Annotated in this window: 18 protein-coding genes and 2 pseudogenes; 9 read left to right on the top strand and 11 right to left on the bottom strand. The window is 55.8% G+C overall.

The genetic code is table 11. The features are described 5' to 3' along the window. Positions 1-18 precede the first annotated feature (18 nt). Positions 19-1,278, bottom strand: a complete 1,260-nt coding sequence (locus ACR0LH_RS15415; protein ID WP_480721605.1) for a glycosyltransferase — start codon at positions 1,276-1,278, stop codon at positions 19-21. A gap of 180 nt (positions 1,279-1,458) precedes the next feature. Here ACR0LH_RS15415 and ACR0LH_RS15410 point away from each other — a divergent pair, with 180 nt between their 5' ends. The 8 genes and pseudogenes from ACR0LH_RS15410 to ACR0LH_RS15375 all read left to right on the top strand — a co-directional run bounded on the left by ACR0LH_RS15410 (position 1,459) and on the right by ACR0LH_RS15375 (position 7,830). Beyond that, on the top strand, positions 1,459-2,244 hold the full coding sequence (locus ACR0LH_RS15410) for a sulfotransferase family 2 domain-containing protein (RefSeq protein WP_170416104.1): 786 nt from the start codon (positions 1,459-1,461) through the stop codon (positions 2,242-2,244). A gap of 70 nt (positions 2,245-2,314) precedes the next feature. Next, positions 2,315-2,524 (top strand): annotated as a pseudogene (locus ACR0LH_RS15405) (AMP-binding protein); the annotation flags it as partial. Between the two features lie 74 nt (positions 2,525-2,598). Further along, complete coding sequence (locus tag ACR0LH_RS15400; RefSeq protein WP_480681517.1) at positions 2,599-2,826, top strand: hypothetical protein; 228 nt, start codon at positions 2,599-2,601, stop codon at positions 2,824-2,826. A gap of 3 nt (positions 2,827-2,829) precedes the next feature. Beyond that, positions 2,830-4,125 carry a 3-hydroxyacyl-CoA dehydrogenase gene (locus ACR0LH_RS15395; RefSeq protein ID WP_170416100.1) on the top strand — a complete coding sequence of 432 codons (1,296 nt, stop codon included), beginning with the start codon at positions 2,830-2,832 and terminating at the stop codon, positions 4,123-4,125. A 10-nt stretch (positions 4,126-4,135) separates the two neighbouring features. After that, on the top strand, positions 4,136-4,912 hold the full coding sequence (locus tag ACR0LH_RS15390) for an enoyl-CoA hydratase-related protein (RefSeq protein WP_170389061.1): 777 nt from the start codon (positions 4,136-4,138) through the stop codon (positions 4,910-4,912). Positions 4,913-4,960: 48 nt separating this feature from the next. After that, positions 4,961-6,247 carry an acyl-CoA dehydrogenase family protein gene (locus ACR0LH_RS15385; protein WP_480721671.1) on the top strand — a complete coding sequence of 429 codons (1,287 nt, stop codon included), beginning with the start codon at positions 4,961-4,963 and terminating at the stop codon, positions 6,245-6,247. Between the two features lie 21 nt (positions 6,248-6,268). After that, a complete protein-coding gene (locus ACR0LH_RS15380) occupies positions 6,269-7,042 on the top strand; it encodes a glucose 1-dehydrogenase (RefSeq protein ID WP_170570539.1) in 774 nt (257 codons plus the stop codon). Between the two features lie 11 nt (positions 7,043-7,053). Then, positions 7,054-7,830, top strand: a complete 777-nt coding sequence (locus tag ACR0LH_RS15375; protein ID WP_170416096.1) for an SDR family oxidoreductase — start codon at positions 7,054-7,056, stop codon at positions 7,828-7,830. A 106-nt stretch (positions 7,831-7,936) separates the two neighbouring features. Here the strand turns inward: ACR0LH_RS15375 and ACR0LH_RS15370 are convergent, their stop codons facing one another. The 10 genes and pseudogenes from ACR0LH_RS15370 to ACR0LH_RS15325 all read right to left on the bottom strand — a co-directional run bounded on the left by ACR0LH_RS15370 (position 7,937) and on the right by ACR0LH_RS15325 (position 17,954). Then, a complete protein-coding gene (locus ACR0LH_RS15370; protein WP_480721604.1) occupies positions 7,937-8,950 on the bottom strand; it encodes an amidohydrolase family protein in 1,014 nt (337 codons plus the stop codon). A 24-nt stretch (positions 8,951-8,974) separates the two neighbouring features. Beyond that, positions 8,975-9,841: an acyl-CoA thioesterase gene (locus tag ACR0LH_RS15365; protein WP_170416094.1), complete on the bottom strand. Its 867-nt coding sequence runs from the start codon at positions 9,839-9,841 to the stop codon at positions 8,975-8,977. Beyond that, entirely contained in the window at positions 9,834-11,816 is a 1,983-nt protein-coding gene (locus ACR0LH_RS15360; protein ID WP_170485922.1) for an acetoacetate--CoA ligase, read from the bottom strand. The genes ACR0LH_RS15365 and ACR0LH_RS15360 overlap by 8 nt, the downstream gene beginning before the upstream one ends. Beyond that, the gene (locus ACR0LH_RS15355) at positions 11,813-13,033 is read right to left on the bottom strand and encodes a serine hydrolase domain-containing protein (protein WP_170416090.1); all 1,221 of its coding nucleotides are present in this window, start codon (positions 13,031-13,033) and stop codon (positions 11,813-11,815) included. The genes ACR0LH_RS15360 and ACR0LH_RS15355 overlap by 4 nt, the downstream gene beginning before the upstream one ends. Continuing rightward, positions 13,030-13,332, bottom strand: a complete 303-nt coding sequence (locus tag ACR0LH_RS15350; protein WP_170416088.1) for a Clp protease/crotonase-like domain-containing protein — start codon at positions 13,330-13,332, stop codon at positions 13,030-13,032. Before ACR0LH_RS15350 ends, ACR0LH_RS15355 begins: the two co-directional genes overlap by 4 nt. 544 nt (positions 13,333-13,876) lie before the next feature. Then, positions 13,877-14,038: a molybdopterin-binding domain-containing protein gene (locus tag ACR0LH_RS15345; RefSeq protein WP_170416084.1), complete on the bottom strand. Its 162-nt coding sequence runs from the start codon at positions 14,036-14,038 to the stop codon at positions 13,877-13,879. Between the two features lie 293 nt (positions 14,039-14,331). Then, a complete protein-coding gene (locus ACR0LH_RS15340; protein ID WP_480721601.1) occupies positions 14,332-14,817 on the bottom strand; it encodes a winged helix-turn-helix transcriptional regulator in 486 nt (161 codons plus the stop codon). 171 nt (positions 14,818-14,988) lie between these two features. After that, a pseudogene (locus tag ACR0LH_RS15335) lies at positions 14,989-15,230 on the bottom strand (IS6 family transposase); the annotation flags it as partial. Between the two features lie 278 nt (positions 15,231-15,508). Then, positions 15,509-16,576 (bottom strand): ParB N-terminal domain-containing protein, encoded by a 1,068-nt coding sequence (locus ACR0LH_RS15330; RefSeq protein WP_170485920.1) that lies wholly within the window; start codon positions 16,574-16,576, stop codon positions 15,509-15,511. Next, on the bottom strand, positions 16,569-17,954 hold the full coding sequence (locus ACR0LH_RS15325; protein WP_170485919.1) for an AAA family ATPase: 1,386 nt from the start codon (positions 17,952-17,954) through the stop codon (positions 16,569-16,571). Before ACR0LH_RS15325 ends, ACR0LH_RS15330 begins: the two co-directional genes overlap by 8 nt. Positions 17,955-18,533: 579 nt before the next feature. On the opposite strand from ACR0LH_RS15325, the gene ACR0LH_RS15320 reads away from it, so the two are divergent. Next, positions 18,534-19,793 carry a replication initiation protein gene (locus tag ACR0LH_RS15320; protein ID WP_480721599.1) on the top strand — a complete coding sequence of 420 codons (1,260 nt, stop codon included), beginning with the start codon at positions 18,534-18,536 and terminating at the stop codon, positions 19,791-19,793. Positions 19,794-19,800 lie beyond the last annotated feature (7 nt).

Raw genomic sequence — 19,800 nt, 5'->3', positions numbered from 1 at the left:
CCAGCAGCGTCAGGGAGACTAGAGACAGTACCTTTCCTCTATCAGGTTAACAGCACAGGCCACGCCATCTTCCTTAGATAGAGCATTTCCCAACGCGGACGCGTTTTCGACAAAGGATGTCGAATGACAAAGCTCGACAATTCGATCTGTCAAAGCGGCAGCCGTCAGGTCCTTCAATCGCAAGGGCCGAGGGCCACATTCCAACTCGGCAACGCGCCTCGCCCAAAATGGTTGATCAACACCCGCGGGGCATATCAGTGTCGGGCGACCGGCAATCAAGCCGGCAGCCGTTGTTCCTGCGCCACCGTGATGAATAACACCGGACACGCGCGGGAATAGCCAGTCATGCGGAACATTGTCGATTGCCATGACGCTATCCGGCAATTTTTCATCGCCAAGACCAGCCCACCCCGACGACAGAACAGCGCGGCACTTGGCTGATTCAATTGCCTCAACTATTCGATGCGTTGCACGTTCTGGGCTATCTACAGGCATCGACCCAAATCCCACGTAGATAGGGGTCAAACCGCCGTCCAAAAACGAACTAAGCCTCTCGTCAGCGCGCCAGCCCGTACTTTCGGGCAGTGTCCAGTACCCGATCATTATTGTGTTTTCGTCCCAATCCGAAGGGGGCGGTACTACGAGTTTGGAGACACCTATCAGTCGCAAATCTGCCCCGTAGAAAGGGTCTGCCCCATTTCTGGGCCGGTATGTCCTCGAAAGGCCCAGAGTTTGCTGTCGCCATTGAGACAATTGCCGGCCATAGAAGGTCCGAACCCAGTGAAGCGGCAACCACGTCAGCTTGTTGGCCAACTTCCCATAATCGCGGGACATGGTGATTATTGGAAACTCCGATGTTGGCATCATCGGGATCGGGGACGCAAGGACAACCGGGGCGCCTGTGACCTCAGCATTATCAGCAGCACCAATGACCTTTGGATGATGAACCAATATATCGGCGTTCTGCCCGACTTCCCACAGGGTCTCGAGCGACTTTTCGAGCATCGGTATTGCAATGCTTTTCCAAATTTTTCCAATACCAAACGGATTGCCCGCCAAAATTTTGCGGATTTCACTGGATTGGAGAAGATTCTGTATATTGGTACCCATCGTGGCGTACGACAGACCGAAACTGCCGATCCAACTCGCAAAATCGTCGGGTGCCGCGAGCACCACGTCGTGCCCACGCCGCGTTAACCCCGGGGCCAACGCTATATATGGCTGAACGTCTCCACGAGAGCCCTGTGCGAATATGGCAATGCGTTTTTTGGTAACCAAATCCGTCCTTTCCGATCTCGCGCCCAAATATAGAACACGTCTTTTCCGCAATTTTGGCAGTCTACAAAAAGGAGCACTGTTGTAGTTAGAGCTATGTCACTCGAAATTGTCATGAGAATGCAAGCCGGATATCTTCAAGTACGAGATCGTTTCTGTCCCAGAGGCTGAGTGCAAAGTTACATGTTGTCCAAAGTACGTTATTCCAGCGCACCGAAAATCTACAGGTACAGAATTCTGTCCGCCCTTTTTCCCGCTTTCAAAAACAAGGCGCATCTGGGAAGACTAGACACAGAAATCCAGGAGTTGGCACGTCGATCGATCTTTTCCAACAATGGGGAGTACGTCTATGTCAAAAACCCCAAATGTGGCACGAGCGCTGTGGCTGAAAAGATTCACGAGTGGCAGTACGGAAGAAAGTACACCGGCAACATACATCAATGCCCTGAGTTAGTACGAGGGAAAGACTGCCCGCACGAGTTATTAAGTGGCTTACTAGACGACAAGGTTTTCAAGTTTAGCTTTGTGCGAGATCCGAAAAAGCGGGTCGAAAGTGCATTCAAGAACTTCTTTCTTGATTTCAAAAACCCCGAGCACGGCCGCCATTTGCCCTACATCAAAGGCTTTGGGTTCAATTCCAACAACTCTAGCAGCCAAAATTTCAATATATTTCTAAACTATATCGAATGCGGCATTTCAGAAAATCCACGGCGTTTCGACCCACATTTTCGCCCTCAATTTTTCAATCTCCGCCCCGACATCATAAAATATAGCCATATTGCAAAAGTGGAGACTTTGAACACAGAACTGATCAATTTGTCGGAGCAGTTAAGCGAACATGAGGTGGAACACGGGACGATCGCCGCAAAACGCGTAAACCAATCTATCTCAGAGTTCTCGTCTACTCCCGAACAAGCCGATCGGATTAGACGCTTGTTCGATGTTGACTATTCTTGGTTCAACTACTGATCGCTTCAGAATTTACAGTAGCTCAGGGGGTTTTGTCGCAAATTCCTTTGAAAACTGAGGAGATGGCGCAATAAACACTCTATCCGAAGACTTGGCTGACCGGCTTGCGAAACACGGAGTTCGGGCGGGAGAACGCGTGACGCTATTGGCCGAAAACTGCGCCACTTACGTGGTGCCGATCCTTGCGCTTAGCCAACTGAATGCATGGGTCGTAATGATGAATGCGAGAGCCACGCAGAGCGAAGTGCAACGGGTGCTGGACAGCTCTCAATCTCGCTGCATTCTGTACACCCCGAAAGCCTCCAACACTTTCAATGAACACTCCAGGACCTTCGGAGCGGTTGTGCCTTTTCCGTGCCACACGCCCGGCTGGGTGAAGTGGTTGGTGCCAGGATTCAATTGCGTGATGGCCACGAGGCAACCGCGCAGGACATTCAGGACTATCTGGCCGGACACATCGCGAAGTTCAAAATTCCCGAACATCTGTGGCTGCATACCGAGCCTTTGCCGCGTGGCGCCACGGACAAACTCGACCGGCGCGTGTTGCGCGCCCAATGCCTTGAATTGCTAAACCAGGATTGACGTATGACCACTCAAGACGACCTTGTCACTTACCACGCCACCTCGGGCAAAGCCGCGAGGGAGGTTCCGGATATCGACGCCTCGACTCCGCGCCGCGAGGTGAAAACAATCGGCATCATTGGTGCCGGCACCATGGGTGGCGGGATCTCGATGAATTTCGTCACCGCAGGCTACAACGTCCGGATTGTTGAGACCAAACAAGAGGCGCTGGACCGGGGTCTGGCCGTGGTGCGCAGCAATTATCAGCGCAGCGCAGATCGTGGCCGCTTCCCTCAGGAAGAGGTCGACATTCGCATGGCGCGCTATGATGGCCGCCTGTCACTTGAGGATCTGGCCGATTGCGATCTGGTGATCGAAGCCGTGTTTGAAGACATGGAACTGAAGCGCAAAATTTTCACCGATCTCGACCGGATAATGAAACCGGGTGCAATCCTGGCCACGAACACCTCGGCACTGGACATCGACGAAATCGCCAGCATGACCAGCCGACCACAGGACGTGATCGGCCTGCATTTCTTCTCGCCTGCCAACGTCATGAAACTGTTGGAAATCGTGCGGGCCGAGCACACCGCGCAAGACGTGCTGGCCACTTGTCTCGACATCGCGCTTGAGATCAACAAAATCGCTGTGGTGGTTGGCGTCTGCCCCGGATTTGTCGGCAACCGGATGTTGTTCAAACGGCAGGATCAGGCGATGAAGCTGGTCTATCGCGGCATCATGCCTTGGGATGTGGACGCAGCGTTAAACGCCTTTGGCTTCAAGATGGGACCGTTCCAGATGTCGGACCTTGCGGGTCTGGATATCGGCTGGTCCAAAGGGGCCACAACAGACAACCCGATCCGTGATGCGCTGTGCGAACTGGACCGGCGGGGTCAAAAAACCAACGCCGGCTATTACGACTATGACGAAAGTCGCACACCGCTGCCTTCGGATGTCACCGCGAGAATCATTGCCGACATCACCGGGGCGGAACCATCCCAAATGGCGCAGGATGAAATTATCGACATCTGCATTTGCCCGATGATCAACGAGGCAGTGAAAATCCTTGAAGAAAACAAGGCGCAGCGGCCCAGCGACGTCGATGTGGTCTGGATCAATGGCTATGGCTGGCCCGCCGACAAGGGTGGCCCAATGTACTATGGCGACACGATCGGTGCAGCCAAGGTTCTGGAAGTCATGGAAAAACTTGGCGCAGAAGACCCAGATTTCGCGCCTGCGGAAACGCTCAAAAAGCTCGCCGCAAGTGGCGGAAAATTTACGGAAATCGACACCGGCGGTCTGAAAACCGCGCGCGACTGAGGGAGAAGTCATGTCCTACGAATTCATTACAACCGAACAGCGCGGCAATGTTCTGCTGGTCACCATGAACCGCCCCGAGGTCTATAACGCGGTCCACGCCCCCATGCATCACGAGATGCACGATTGCTGGAACAAATTTGCCGAAACCGAAGACCAGTGGGTCGCCGTCCTGACCGGCGCGGGCGACAAGGCCTTCACCGCCGGCAACGATCTGAAGCACACCGCAAAACACGGCCCCCAGCCGATCCCCGAGACCGGATTTGCCGGGCTCGCCATGCGTTATGATCTGGAAAAGCCCGTCATTGCTGCGGTGAACGGGTTCGCCATGGGCGGGGGTTTTGAGACCGCGCTCAGCTGTGACATCATCCTCGCCTCGGACCGTGCAAAATTCGCTCTGCCCGAGGTCAAGGTCGGCTTTTTTGCTGCCGCGTCCGGGGTGCAGCGCCTCAGTCGTTATATCGGCCGTCTGGCTGCGCAGGAAATGATGTTCACGGGCCGTACCATCGACGCCGAAGAGGCACTGAAACTAGGCTGCGTGAACGAGGTTCTGCCCCATGACGATCTGATGACCCGCGCCATGGCCCTGGCCGAGGAAATCTGCACCGTGTCGCCGTCCTCGGTCAAAGCGACCAAGCGGGTGCTGAACCGCATGGCCCAGATCGAAGGCTTCCCCGACAGTATGCAGCATTCGCGCGAAGTTCTGGCCGATCTGGCCCAGACCGAAGACTTCAAGGAAGGCGTGAGCGCCTTTGCCGAGAAACGTAAACCGAACTGGGTCAATCGCTAGTACGCCCGCCAGAACAGGAGACCCGACATGGTCCAAACAGTCGCAGATATGAACAATCTGGAAATGTCCGAAGGCGCCAAGCCGCTTTTGGAAAAGGTGATCAAACATATCACCGAAAACGTTGATCCAATCACCGAGGAATTTCACCGCCTTGGTCATGGCCGCGCCGACCGCTGGTCTTATGCGCCCGGTCAGCTGGAGTTGCTGGAAACCGCCAAGCAAAAGGCGCGGGATGCGGGGCTGTGGAACTTTTTCCTGCCCAATGCGGAAACCGGCGAAGGTCTATCGAACCTTGACTATGCCTATATCGCCGCCGAGCTGGGCAAGAACCCGCTGGCGCCCGAAACGCTGAACTGTTCGGCCCCCGACACCGGCAATATGGAGGTGCTGGAGCGCATCGGCACGCCCGAACAAAAGGAACAGTGGCTCAAGCCACTGCTGGCGGGCGAAATCCGCTCGGCATTTGCGATGACCGAGCCGGACATGGCGTCGTCGGATGCGCGCAATATCAGCACCCGCGCGGTGCTGGAAAACGGCGAATGGGTCATCAACGGTGAGAAATATTATATCTCGGGCGCCGGTGATTCGCGCTGCAAGATCATGATTGTCATGGTAAAAACCTCACCCGACGCGGAAACCTTCCGCCAGCAAAGCCAGATCCTGGTGCCAATGGACACGCCCGGCGTCGAAATCGTGGGCCCAATGCATGTTTTTGGTCAGGATGACGCGCCGCATGGCCATATGCAGATCCGGTTTACCGACGTGCGCGTGCCCGAAAGCAACATCCTCTGGGGCGAAGGCCGTGGGTTCGAGATTTCCCAGCTGCGCCTTGGGCCGGGGCGGATTCACCACTGCATGCGCTCAATCGGACAGGCGGAAAAGGCGCTGGACTTGATGATCGCGCGCGGCATTAGCCGCGAGGCATTCGGCCGCAAGCTTCTGGATCTGGGCAAAAACATGGAAACCCTGTCCCGCATGCGGATCGAGATTGAAGCCATGCGTCTGATGGTGCTCAAGGCTGCCAAGGCGATGGATACGATGGGCAACAAAGAAGCGCGCATCTGGGTTTCGATGATCAAGGCGATGGTGCCCGAAAAGGCCTGTCAGATCATCGACCAGGCCATGCAGATCCATGGCGCGACAGGCCTCTCGCAATGGTCGCCGCTGTCCGAGATGTATACCGGCCAGCGCACCCTGCGCTTTGCTGATGGCCCGGACGAGGTGCACCACGCCGTTGTCGCGCGGGCCGAGGTCAAGGATTACCTGTCTTCAAACGAACGGCAGGCCGGCGCCGCGGGCAACTCGGCGGGTGGCCAACTGTTCCAGGGGCCGTAAGGCGAGGAAAGGAAAGACAGAATGACCAATATGTTTGACCTGAGCGGGCGCAATGCCCTGCTTACTGGCGCGTCGCGCGGAATGGGGCTGGAGATGGCAAAAGGGTTGGCGCTGCAAGGTGCCAACGTGGTCATCTCGGCCCGCAAGATGGACGGGCTTGAGGCTGCCGCAACCGAGATCAACGAAGCGGTGGGCCGCAAGGCCGCCACGCCGATGACCTGCAACATCGGCAAAAAGGACGAGGTACAGGCCCTAGCCAAAGCCGCGCATGATCAGGTTGGGCCGATCTCGATCCTGATTGGCAATGCCGGGGTGAATCCGTTTTATGGCAAGATGCGCGACATCCCGGACGAAGCGTATGAGAAAACCATGCAATCCAACGTCCAGTCCAACCTGTGGCTGGCCAATGCGGTTTTCCCCGACATGAAGGATCTGGGCGGCGGCTCGATGCTGTTCACCGCGTCGATCGGCGCGTTCAAGCCGTCTGATACGCTGGGCACCTATAACATCTCGAAGCTGGCGCTGATCGCGCTGGTGCGCAACCTGGCGATGGAGATGGGTCCGGCGGGGGTTCGGGTGAATGCACTTTGCCCCGGTGTGATCAAGACCGAATTTGCCCGCGCCCTGTGGGAAAACCCGGAAACGGCCGAGTACTACCTAAAGCAGGTGCCTCTGCGGCGCCTGGGCGAGCCCGAGGATTTCACCGGGATCGCGGCCTTTATGGCCTCGGATGCCAGCCGCTATATCACCGGTCAGGCACTGACCGTGGATGGCGGCAGCGTGATGTGGACGTAGAAAGGTAACACATGGAAATCCAAGGACAAATCGTCGTTGTCACGGGCGCAGCCAGTGGCATCGGCAAGGCGCTGGCCGAAGCATTCGCCGAGGCAGGGGCCAAATCTGTTGTCTGCGCCGACCTGAACCTTGCGGGCGCAAAAGACACCGCCAGGGACATTGGCGGCATTGCCATCATGGCGGATGTGTCGAAAGAGAACGACATCGCCGCCCTGATCGAAAAGACTGAGGCCGAGGTTGGCCCCATTGGCATCTTTTGTTCCAATGCCGGCATCCTCAGCGTCGGCGGGCCGGAAACGGACAATGAGACCTGGCAAAAGATCTGGGAAATCAATGTGATGTCTCATGTCTGGGCGGCGCGCCATGTGGTGCCACGCATGGCCGAACGGGGTGGCGGCTATTTGCTGAACACGGCCTCGGCAGCGGGTCTGTTGAACCAGGTTGGATCCATGGCCTACGGCGTGACCAAACACGCAGCGGTGGGCGCGGCGGAATACCTGGCCTTCACCTATCGCGATCAGGGCATCGGCGTTTCACTGCTGTGCCCGCAGGCGGTGCGATCGGAAATGACGCGTGGACGTGACGGTGGCGTTGCCCATCAGGACGGGCTGCTAGAGCCCGAACCGGTGGCCGAGGCCTGCCTGCAGGCGATCCGAGACGAAACCTTTCTGGTACTGCCCCATCCCGAGGTGTTGGGATATATGCGCAACAAGACCGACAATTATGACAAATGGATCGGCGGCATGCGCAAACTGAACCGGATGTACGGGGACGCGCTGAAACGCTGAGTTTCTACGTATTCTTGGGTAAACACTGCCGGTCACCCGGATGGCAAAGGCAGGAGTGAGGGGCCAGCCCCTCACACTCCCCGGGATATTTTCAGCCAGATGAAGATCAAAGGCGATACACCTTGCGGGCCGTACCTGCAAACAGTGCATCCTTTTCCTGTTCGCTGTAGTCCGCTGCGATTTTCTTGAGTCCATTCCACAGGACCGGGTAGCTGATCGAAATGCGATCCACGGGGAAGTTGCTTTCAAACATGCAACGGTCCGCCCCAAAGCAGGCGATCATATGGCGATACCAGGGGGCCATCACATCGGCAAATTCCTCTGATCCCGGCGGCTGAGTCCGGTCGTGCCAGCCCCAGCCATTGTCGGGCATGGCCATTCCGCCCAGTTTGGCCATCACGTTTGGACATTCTGCCAGCGCGGCAATATCATCTTGCCACCGATCAAAAATGATCTCGCTTTGCCCGTCAAACCGTCCCACCCCCAGAGGGGTGGACAGGTGGTCCAGGACCAGCGTGGTGCCCGGCACCGCGCGCGCCAGATCGACAAAGGCAGGCAGTTGGTGATGGTATTGCCATGTATCATATGTCAAGCCACGTTCGCCCAGCCGCGCCACACCGTTGCGGAAGTCGGGGTCGGCATAGAGGTTCTCTGGGCTTTGTTTCGGCAGGAACAGCCGGTCCGGTTCCAAATCGCGCGCGCCAGCGTGACGGATGCCCTTGAACAGGCCCTGTCCCGCTGCCACATGCGCATCCAGAACGGAATCCAGATCGGGATTGCGCAGATCGGCGAACCCAACAATCCCGGTCAGTTTGGCAGGCCCCTTATGCGCCTGCGCCATGGCCGTAACGGTGCGGGTTTCCTCAACCGGCGCCAGTGGGTTGGATGAGGCGGGATCATAGTAGGACCGGCATTCCATGAACATGGTTTCCACCACATTGTGCCCGTTGGAGGAATCGGCCTCTAGCTCAGCCATTTCATAGACATAGCCGTGGCGTCGCCAGAGGTGGTGATGAGGATCGACGATTTCACGATCCGGTTCAATGATGTCTTCACGAACCTGCGCGAGCCAGTCATCCCGCGCGGCCATGCGCGGTATCCATGCCTCATCCACTGACACCTCATTGTCCTCCCTGAGCTTTAGCTATTTTGGTTTGCGTGGCCGTATCAGCCCTTCTTGCATTGTCGTGGCCACCAGCACTCCGTCCTGATTGTAGATCGCCCCGCGATTGAGACCCCTACCGCCGCCGGTAAACGGTGCGTCCATCGAATAGAGATGCCAGTTTTCAAAGGCCAGCGGCGCGTGAAACCACATGGCATGATCCAGACTGGCGCTCATGACTTTGCCCTGAAACCATGTCAGTCCGTGAGGGCGCAAAGACGATCCCAAAAGGTTCATGTCCGAGGCATAGGCCAACAAGCAATGCTGCATCTGATAGCCATGGCCTGCCGCTTCCTTCATGCGGATCCAGCTGTGGTTGCGGTCGTCCTGAACGCCCGGCTTGAACATATCCTGCGGATCGACGTCAGACACGTCGATCGGCCGGGCACGCGTGAACTCTGCCCGGTGCTTTTCCGGCAGAAGATGCGCGTCCCTGGCCCTTTGCTCGTCCCGAGACATCAACCCCTCAGGGCCGGGCACGACAGGCATGGGATGCTGGTGCGCCCATCCCTCTTCTGCGACGTGGAAAGAGGCGGACAGGTTGAATATCTGGCGTCCATGCTGAATGGCCACCACGCGGCGGGTGGTGAAGCTGCCGCCGTCGCGGGCACGGTCCACTTCGTAGATGACAGGAATTGACGGGTCGCCCGCGCGGATGAAATATGCATGCAGCGAGTGGCACATTCGGTCATCGACCGTGCGATAAGCCGCCATCAGGGCCTGAGCAATGACCTGCCCGCCATAAATGCGTTGCGGCGTTTCCCCTCCTGCTCCTGAGCCGCGAAACAAATCGACCTCCAAGTGCTCGATGTCCAGAAGATCGATCAGTTTTAGGGCAGCATTATTCATGAACCAGATGTTCCTCACGTAATTTGGCATAGTCGACAAAGGTGTCAAAGCTGCCAGGATTGGACATGGAATCCCGGTTAACTACAAGCGCCGCATCCCCCCCAAGCAGCAGCTTTTTCACCGGCACTTCCAGTTTCTTGCCCGATAGGGTGCGCGGCACCTCATCAATCTGGATGATCTCGTTGGGGATAAAGCGGGCCGACACGGCGGTGCGGATCGCGCTGTTGATCTTGTCTTTCATCGCGTCATCAAGCACCTGCCCGTCGGCCAGCACCACAAACAACGGCATGAAACTGTCGCGGCCCAGAAACTCAAGATCAACGACCAGGGAATCCATCACCTCGCCCAGCCCTTCGACCGCCTGATAAATCTCGGACGATCCCAGGCGCAGCCCCTTGCGGTTGATGGTGGCGTCCGACCGACCATAAATGACCGAGCCACCTTCGGGCGTGATCTCGATCCAGTCACCGTGACGCCAAATTCCCGGATAAGTGTCGAAATAGCTGTCATGCAGCCGTGAACCGTCCTTATCCCCCCAGAAAAACAGCGGCATCGATGGCAGCGGCTCGGTGCAGACCAGTTCTCCGACCGTATTGAACACCTCGTTGCCTGCCTCGTCAAAAGCTCGCACCGCATTGCCCAGCATGCGGCACTGCATTTCACCCGCCCGTACTGGCATCATCGGGTTGCCGCCCACGAAGGCGCTGGCCAGATCGGTCCCGCCCGAAATAGGTGCCAGCCAAAGGTCGGATTTGACCTGGCCATAGATCCAGTCATAGCCATCGGAACTGAGCGGAGATCCGGTTGAGCCCATGGCCCGTAGCGCCGACAGGTCCAGATCGGCGGGGCGAATGCCTGCCTTGAGACATGCCTCATAAAACGCAGCACCTGCCCCTACGAAACTTAGACGATGGCGCGCTGCAAACCGCCAGAATGCCATCATGTCGGGATGGTTGGGGGCCGCATCGAACATCGCCAGAGTGGCCCCCTGCCCCAGAACCGAAAGTTGAGAATTCCACATGATCCAGCCAGACGAGGTCATCCAGGCATAGCGGTCCTCTTGCCTCAGATTGCCATGCAGGCTTCGCTTGGCGTTTTCCAGCAGCACGCCGCCATGGCCATGCACGATGGGTTTCGGGTTGCCGGTGGTGCCCGAGGAATAGACGATCCACAACGGATGATCGAAAGGCACTGGTGTCGCAGCGTATTCTGCATCGCCCTGCGTTAGCGGGGCAAACTCCTGCGCACCCTCGGGGGCGGCGCCTGCCACGGGCACCCACAGCGTCTGCTCAAGAGATGGCAACCCAGCGCGGATGGTTTCCAGCAAAGGACGGCGGTCAATGTCCTTGCCTGCATGGGTATAGCCATCTTGGACGATCAGCACCTTTGGTTCGATTTGTTGGAACCGGTCCAGAATTGCGACGTGGCCCATATCCAGTGCGCAAAGAGACCAGATCGCACCAAGGCTGGCGGTCGCGAGGCACGCAATCAGAGAGGTTTCAGTATTGGGCAACACTGCGACGACCCGGTCGCCTTTTCCCACCCCCATGTCCCGCAGGTTTGCCGCCAGGTTGGCGACCCGGTCGCGCAGTTCGGCCCAGGTCAGGGACGAAGCCCCAAAGGTTTCAGATTCAACGATCACCGCAGTCCTGTCAGGCTGTTCCTCGGCCCATCGCATAACCTGATCGCTATAGTTCAGCATGGTTCCGGGGCACCAGACAGCGTCGGGCATTTTGCGCTCGGCCATGAATATCGTCGGCGGCACGCTGGCGCGCAGATCAAAATACGACCAGATCGCAGACCAGAATCCTTCCAGGTCAGAAACGCTCCAGTCCCACAGTGCGGGATAATCTGAGAATGACAGACCGCGCTCTGCCTCGAGCCAGCGAATAAAGGCCGCCATGGTCGTGGCTTCGGCCTGCTCGGGCGAGGGCTGCCAAAGGATCGGGCGGCGGCTGGTGTCATCTGCTGTCATGCAATCAGGGCTCCGTGGATCAGGGCACGCAGTTCGGCGCGTGAAGGGTAAGAAGAGCTGGGGGAAAGCTGGGTGAAAAATACGACACTCATCTGATGGAGCGTATCGACCCAGAAATAGGTTGAGGCCATACCGCCCCATGCGAAATCACCGACACTGCCCGGCACACCGGTCCGGCCCGGGTTCAATGTCACCGATCCACCAATGCCAAAGCCTGTGCCGACCATCGGCTGTTCGGCAAAGCTGGGCATACCCATGTCGGCAATGTCACCTTTCAGGTGGTTCGACATCATAAATGCCATTGTTTTGGGTGACAGAATACGGTGTTCGCCTGCATCGCCACCCCGACGAAGCATCTCGGCAAACTTCATGTAATCGTCGATCGTGCCAACCAGCCCGCCCCCGCCTGAGCGCTGCTGCGTGGTCAAATAAGGAGAGAGCTTGCGATCATCGGCGAGGCGCAGTGTTCCCGCGCTGCCCTTTGCGGCGTTCAGCGCCATGGGGTCATCCAGCGGCGTGTAGAGATTGGCAAAGCGGTCGCCTGCATGCACCGGCACATTGAATGCGGTTTCGGTCATGCCAAGGGGCTGAAAGATCTCCAGGTCAAAAAACGCATCCAGGGATTTCCCCGAAACAACCTCGACCACCCGACCCGCGATGTCGATTCCGACAGAGTACATCCAACGCCTGCCGGGTTGAAAAGCCAAAGGCAGCGCTGCAACTTTGTCCGTCACCTCGGCCAGCGTTCCGCGTTTTGGGGCAAAGTCGAGACGTTGTTCAGCCATTACCTCGGCCACCAGACCGGGGTTGAACGAATAGCTCAACCCGCTTGTGTGGGTCAGCAGTTGTTGCAGGGTCGGGGCGTTAGCAGGCTCGGTCTGATCCAAACGCGCGGCATCGGGGATCAAAGCCTGCATGTCCGCAAAGCCGGGAATGAAATCCGACACGGGCTGACCCAGATGGATCAATCCGCGTTCCACCAGCGTCATGAGCGCAACCGACGTCACCGGTTTGGTCATCGAATAGATACGCGCGATGGTATCACGCGAAAAAGGCAGGTTTTCTTCGATGTTGCGCAACCCACAATCGGCAAAAAAGACTTCGGTTCCATTGCGTTGAACCAAGACCGACGCGCCAGGATACTTGCGTGTGTCAACATAGCTTTGCATCCAAGGCCGGATACGATCTAGCCGCGCGGCGTCAAAGCCATGGGTCATTTCAACATCCTTTGCATCGCGTCGCGGGTTTCATCCGTGAACCAGCCGCGGTCGGCGTCGTCCACCAGCCGGGCCATTTCTGTTTCGATCACGGAAATGGCAGGCCCGCGGAGCTGTTGCTTGATCCGGCCAAACGCCGAAGCCGGCAGGTCGGCCATTTCGCGGGCTTTGGCGAGTGCCGTCTCGTTTACGGCTTCAGCTTCGACTAACTCATCAACAATCCCCTGCGTGACGGCCACCTCGGCGCGGATCGGCTGACCCGTAAGCAGAAGCCGGCGCAAGGTGTTGGCATCAATCATTGCACGGGCGACCACCAGAGGGCCAACGGGCAGATCGCCCGCATCAGTGGGGGCGCGGTCTCAAAAGCAACCGCGCCGCATGTACATGTCCCGTTCATTGACTCTCTCGTGTTACAGTTTCTGTTGCCACCACAGAGTCAAACAGGATGCAGTTCTTTTTCAACCTGTTCCGTTGCACCGCCGGGGTTTGCGACGTCACGGACCTTGATAATTTTACGCGGCAGGCCACCGGATTTGCCAACCCCTTTGGACAGCCACCAGCCATGCGGCACCCAAACCAGCCCGTCGACCACATATTTACGCAGACCCTAGACATGCCTGTGGCCGGTCTGGAAAAACGCCGGTTCCCGCACCCCGGTGAACAGTCGCAGCGATCAGTCCTTGCCCTCTTCGGGTTCGTCGCGCCAATAGGCAACGGGTCGAAGCCGAATTCCTGAGCGTCTCTGAATAAAGCTCCACCTTGCCCGAGGGCGTGGCAAAACCGGTTTCTTCGTGTTCGCGGAATTTCAGCTTTTCCATTTGAACCGGCGATTTCTCCGCCATTTCATCGAATGTCGTGCCCATGGGTGCGGAACTGGTCGAACCCAACGGTCCAGTTGGCGACAAACTCCTTGTCATACAGTCCCTCGTCCAGAGTGACCTTGAGCCACCCGAACATCATCACCGCATCGGTCACGGCCTTAAGCGGCAACCACAGGTCGGCCACATTTGCATTGTCGGTTTAGCGCGGATCCAAAACGATAAGCTTGGCACCCCGTTCGCGGGCGCGCTGGACAGCCCCGTCTTCGACGTCAACGTCCACGTGTCAATAGATGCAACACGATGCGCACAAAACTCGCTTTTCCTGCATTGGAATCTTCCGAGAAGCTGACTATATTTTTTATATCGCTGAAAAAATCGAATGCCAATGTCACTGACTCCGTCGCAAGGGCCGTGTTGCCACAACACTAAAGGCACAGGGGCGGTGTGACACAAGCGCGTTTTTAAGCCGAAAATATCTCAGACAGCTTCGGCGGCGTCACGCTCGGCTTGCATGCACTTGGACAGAACTGCGTGCGTCGTATGCGTGGACACAGGCTCGCCGCAGGTATGGCACACCAGAACCGCGTACATTTCGTGGTCAGTCCCGCGGTGCATCGTGCGCAAGGCCGCGCCGTCATCCGCCCAGGGGCCGCACCATTCCTCGCCCCATTGCTTCAGGGTGATCAATGTCGGCCACAAACCGTGCCCCTTGGGCGTGAGCGCATACACCTTTGCCGCTATACCCTCTTCCGAGGCCCGCCGCTCAAGAATGCCTTCTTCCTCCAGCTTACGCAGCCGAAGCGTCAGGGATCGGGGTGACATGTCGGATTGTTTCTGCAAACCCGAAAACCGCGCATTCCCAAGAAAGATCTCCCGCAGGATGATAAACGTCCAGCTATCCACGATCTGGGCGCCGGCTCGGGCAACCGGACAATATTTTTCAGCGAGATGGCGACGTTTCATAACTTATGAAGTATCCTCATCTGTCATGTAAGTCCATGTCGGGCATGAATATCGCGCACGCGACCCGGCGAGATTGGGTCATTTCCAGACAGTTTTGCGGGTTCTGTCGCAAGTTCCTTTGAAAACTGAGGAGATGGCGCGATAGAGATAAACCCACTCACCCTTCACTTAAGCATAGGCCTCATCCATGCGCCCCGAACGGTCGGTGGACACTTCTTGTGCCGCAAAGCATCAGCTACAAGACCGGCATATCGGCTCACCCAACGGTTCAGCCTCGCGTGATCCAGTTCAACGCCTATTTCCGCCATGATTTCTTCCAGATCCCGATATGACATGCCGTATCGGAGATAGAAGAATACAGCGTACAAAATCACTTCTTTTGGAAAGTGCGCGCCCTTGAATGAGATCGTCACGGTCTGCTTCTGCTATTTTGAGCACGCGCTACCAGAACCACGCTCGACCTGACAGATGAGAACAAAGCCTGCGAAAACCCCCCAAGGTTGACGACCAACACTCGGTTGTTGGCAGGCCCAACATTCCACATACAAGCCCTCGCTGAGAATAACGGTCATTATATGGCAATTTTGCTCATTACATGTGAGTTCGGCTTGAAAGTCCAATTTGGGCTCTTGGCAGAATGCTTCGCTAGCTTGGCATCACTTGCATTGGTAAGGTAGGTTTCGCAGCGAAACTAGCTTAGGTGAACCGCAATTTGACGAAGGAGTTCTTGTGCATCGTCAGTTGAAACATCCTCCAAGCGAACTCGAATTCGCACTTCAGTCGCGGTCAGTTCACCCGCGACATCCCCCCCTCCCGGAAGGGCGACTGGCTTCAAACGCTTCACCTGCTGCGGCCGACCTCCACGCGCTTTGTTTTTGACCGGTTCTGAGGTTGATTTCAGCGCCGCTTCAAGCAATGCCCATTCCTCTCTTGGCTCAAGCACCCCTGCCCCGGCCAATACCTGGCGCAACATGGGTTGCGCACCTGCTCTCAATGCTGAGGCCAACTTCAGGCCAGCCTTTTCTGTGAGAACAATGGGGTGTTGAAGTAGATCTCCTAGTGCCTCATGCACGACCGCGAAACTTCGTACTTTTGAACGTTTTGCCTTGGAAGATGCGGCAAACAATACGTCAACAGCGCTTTCGGTTGAATCGAAAACGCCCTGCCCTGCCGCCAAAACAGCAATGCGGCCCCTCTCATAGGGGCTCAGGTTGGACCGAAGTTCATTTTCCTCGACCATCGAGACATACGCACTTTGACCCGAATCTGCTTCTCGCACGAAAGCCGGAATCTCGGAAAATCTCGAGTCGGTTTCCGCCAATTTACGGAATGCACCCAGCCTTCTAAAACCTGAGATCAAGCCATAGCCGTCACCATCTCGGGCTACTTCGATCGGAGTTCTCAGGCCATGAACACGCAACGATTCCAAGAGTTCGTCCATGGCCTCTTCATCTTCGACCATTCGATCTCTGCGGATAAAATCCTCGTCAATCGCGGATAAGGACAGCATCTGCGCAATCAGCCCCGCGTCCTGAGCATCGCGCCACCGCTCGGCATCCCCTTGGTCCTGAGCCAGAGCAACACGATCTGTTACTGAAGCCATACCGTTGAGGGAAGCGGCCTCGGCAGCAACCTGCGCGATAGGGGGAGCGGCCCCTTTTGCATCGAAGGGATTCATGGACGGTTTCGCCGCGAAACCAGCCTCTAATTGCTCGAGCTCGGTTGTATCTGGGGCTGTCAGCCTTCTGCGTTTAGCCATCTTGCTTTCCCTCCATTTGAGCGTCGCGCCACCAGCATCCGATCAGCACTTCCTTGAATTCCGCGTAGGTCCTATCGAAGGTTTCTCGACCACGGACATAAGTGTCACGGTTGAAGTCACGATAATCAGCCTCGTAAATTCCATTAACCTGCTCACCGGCCTGCCCGACCAAAGCCGTGTAATCTTGCCGGTATGCATTCATGAAGTCGCCAAAATAAGCTTGAATAACATTGGCCATGTCCGTCTGCTGACTGGCGTCAAACCGAGTTATAATTGCCCGAACAACATCCCACTCGAATTTGAGCTCTGGAAGCCCCGCGGCGCGTTGTGCTGCATTCTCGCCATCCTCAATGCTGGCAAAAGTAGTATAGAGCATGTCGAAGAAGCGGCCTGTTGAATCAAACTCAAGAAACGACGCACCAAGCGGCACCAGCAAAATATCGGCCGCGGCAAGGGCGTTGATTGTTAGGTACCCAAGTGCAGGAGGGGTATCGAGAAAGACGATATCGTAGTCATCCAAGACGCCATCATCGTGAAGGAAGTTCGTCAAACCATCCCATAGTGGCCAACTCCTTAGCCCCATTCTCCATACAGGTATTTGGAACTCTGCCCAATATAGGTTCAACTGTGCGCCCAACAAATCTATGTTGGGCCAGTGGGTTTTTTGGATAACATCACCAGGAGTTGTTTTCAGAGCTTCATTCAAAGTCTCATCCAAAGGAATCTCGGCTTGCCCCGCCGCATTTCGCACTCGATTCTCTTCTTGCACAGCCTTTGCGTAATCTTTTGCTATCAAGGGGAAAACGGTCTGCCATTCATCCGCAACACTTCCCCCAAGTATTGACGTCATGGATCCCTGACTATCCAAATCGACCACCAATACCCGATACCCGTCCAGAGCAGCAGACATCGCCAGATGCGCTGCCGTAGACGTTTTCCCTACACCGCCCTTAAAGTTGGCTACCGCGACCACTTTTGCAGGCAACCCTTCAGGTCTGTACGGCAAATACTCCTTAGTACTTACTCCCTCGGCCGCAAAATGCTTGCGTAGTAACAACACTTCTTCAAGTGAAAACCATTTTGAGCCTGTTTCACCTTCTCCTTGTGGTAAATCTGGATTAGCTTTCAAAACACGCCGCAAATGCGCTGGCGCCACTGGGATTAGGTACTTTGTTATCTCCCAAATCGAAAACCGGCGAAGTCTCTTTTCACCGTCTGGAGCATATCCTCTCCGAGCTAGGTCCTCTCGGCCTTTAGCGCAAAAAGCAGCAGCTTTGGCGAATCGAGTCGTTCCGATAGGATCAGGCAACTTGCCAGCAGACGTTCTGGGGTCGAGATTCAGGTACGGCGGTAGATGAGGTTGGTTGGTTTTTTTCACTGTCGGTGCCTCGGGTAATGTTCGCCTTTGCGACGTATGTATAACAATATAACGCACATTTTTACCTGAGGCTATCTCAAGAATGGCTAATTCTAGAAGAAAGTGCTTTCGGTGTCTGGTTTCGTGGCGAAACTGATTAAAAATCCAGAATTGGACACAACAAAACGTTTAATTTGTTTAGTTAGTTTAGATTCTTTGTGACCATTTTATTGTTCGAAAACAAAAACATAAATAGAATAAGGTACCTGGTTTCGGTATGTAGGGTACCTGTATTCAGGATCAAAGGCACCCGTATACAGGGCTAAACGGACCAAGAGTCAGTATGACGAGGCCCGATTCTCAGTATTCTTGGAGATCATCGAAAAAAGACCCTGAATATAGGTTTTTCGAGATGCTGGTAGCGTCCATTACACGCGTATCGACTCTCTACACATGCCTTTCCGAGGGTAGCTGGATTCGATTTGCTTAAAGGTACCCATTCACGGGAGGGGGCCAATCCTGTATTTGGGCACCCAAAATAGATTGATGCGCAGGTACCTTTCGTGTCAGAAATGTCTAAACGAGCAGTCAGGCAGAATCATGCCGCAAACTAAATTGGATATGGATAACCTTTCCGGTGCGCTGCGCCGCGAGACGGTCAAAAAGAACGTTGCTGCTATTCACATTAGCGGTAAGCTGACGCTGCTCCAACGCAAGCTGTCAAATGTACTTCTGCTTAACGCATATGATACGCTGACATCTGCCGCAACGCATACAATTGATGCTCGTACCCTGGCGTTGATGGTTGGCTACAATTCCAACGACTTCGACACATTACGGTCCAGTCTGCGTGCTTTGGCCGAAACCGTAGCGGAATGGGATATGTTGGACGAACAAGGCAGACAGGAGTGGGGTGTTTCGTCACTACTAAGTTTTGCCAAGCTAAAGAACGGTGTCTGCGAGTACGCCTATTCTCCTGCGTTGGCGCAAAAGCTCTATGATCCAAAAATCTATGCTTTGATCAATGTCCAGATCCAGCGAAATTTCAGTTCAGGTCACGGTCTGGCACTCTATGAAAATTGTTACCGCTTCGTAAGGACTGGTTCCACAGGTTGGTGGACATTGGATGTGTTCAGAAAGCTCATGGGGGTGGATGGAAGTGACTACTACAGCAGCTTCAAACACCTGAATGCCAAGATAATAAAACCTGCGGTTGCCGAAGTGAATAAGAGCTCGGACATCCTCATTGAGCCCGAGTTCCAAAAGAAGGGGCGCACAGTCTCCGATATAAGATTTCGAATAAGGGGCAACCCGCAAAAAGCGATGTTTGAGATCGATGACAGTGACGGTGTTCGTAATCTCCCTGTGTACAAAGCTCTGCGACAGCAAGGAGTGTCTGACAGATTGGCCCGCCAGTGGATCGCCGAGCATGGTGAAACTTATGTTCAGCAAAAGATTGACTACATGAAAGGGCAGGGGGCTGTTAAGTCCACTCTCGGGTATCTGTCAGCAGCGCTTAGAGACGACTATCAAGCCCCGACTGAGGAAAAGGCATTGCCTCCGAGTCCCGAAGCTATTGAAGCTGCTCGACTGAGACAGGAAAAGAAGGCTCTGGAAGACCGGGAGTACGCGGCTCGGTCGGCGGAGCGTTCAGAAAGGTCCAGAAAGCTCTCCATCGTTGAAGAGTTGGTTTCGCGGCGAAACCCTACTCAGAAGGATGCAGACAAACGTCTGTTTTTGGCCGGCCTAGATAATGACCTGGACCGAGAGCATTTCAGAGCACACGGGTGGCGATCGGGTCTGAACGCCACCAGAATCTTTGAATTCTGGGAGGAGTTGGAGCCCGAAGCCTTTGATTAGGTCGAGC

Source organism: Ruegeria sp. CL6, from assembly GCF_056536465.1.
This window is presented reverse-complemented; position numbering and strand designations above follow the sequence as displayed.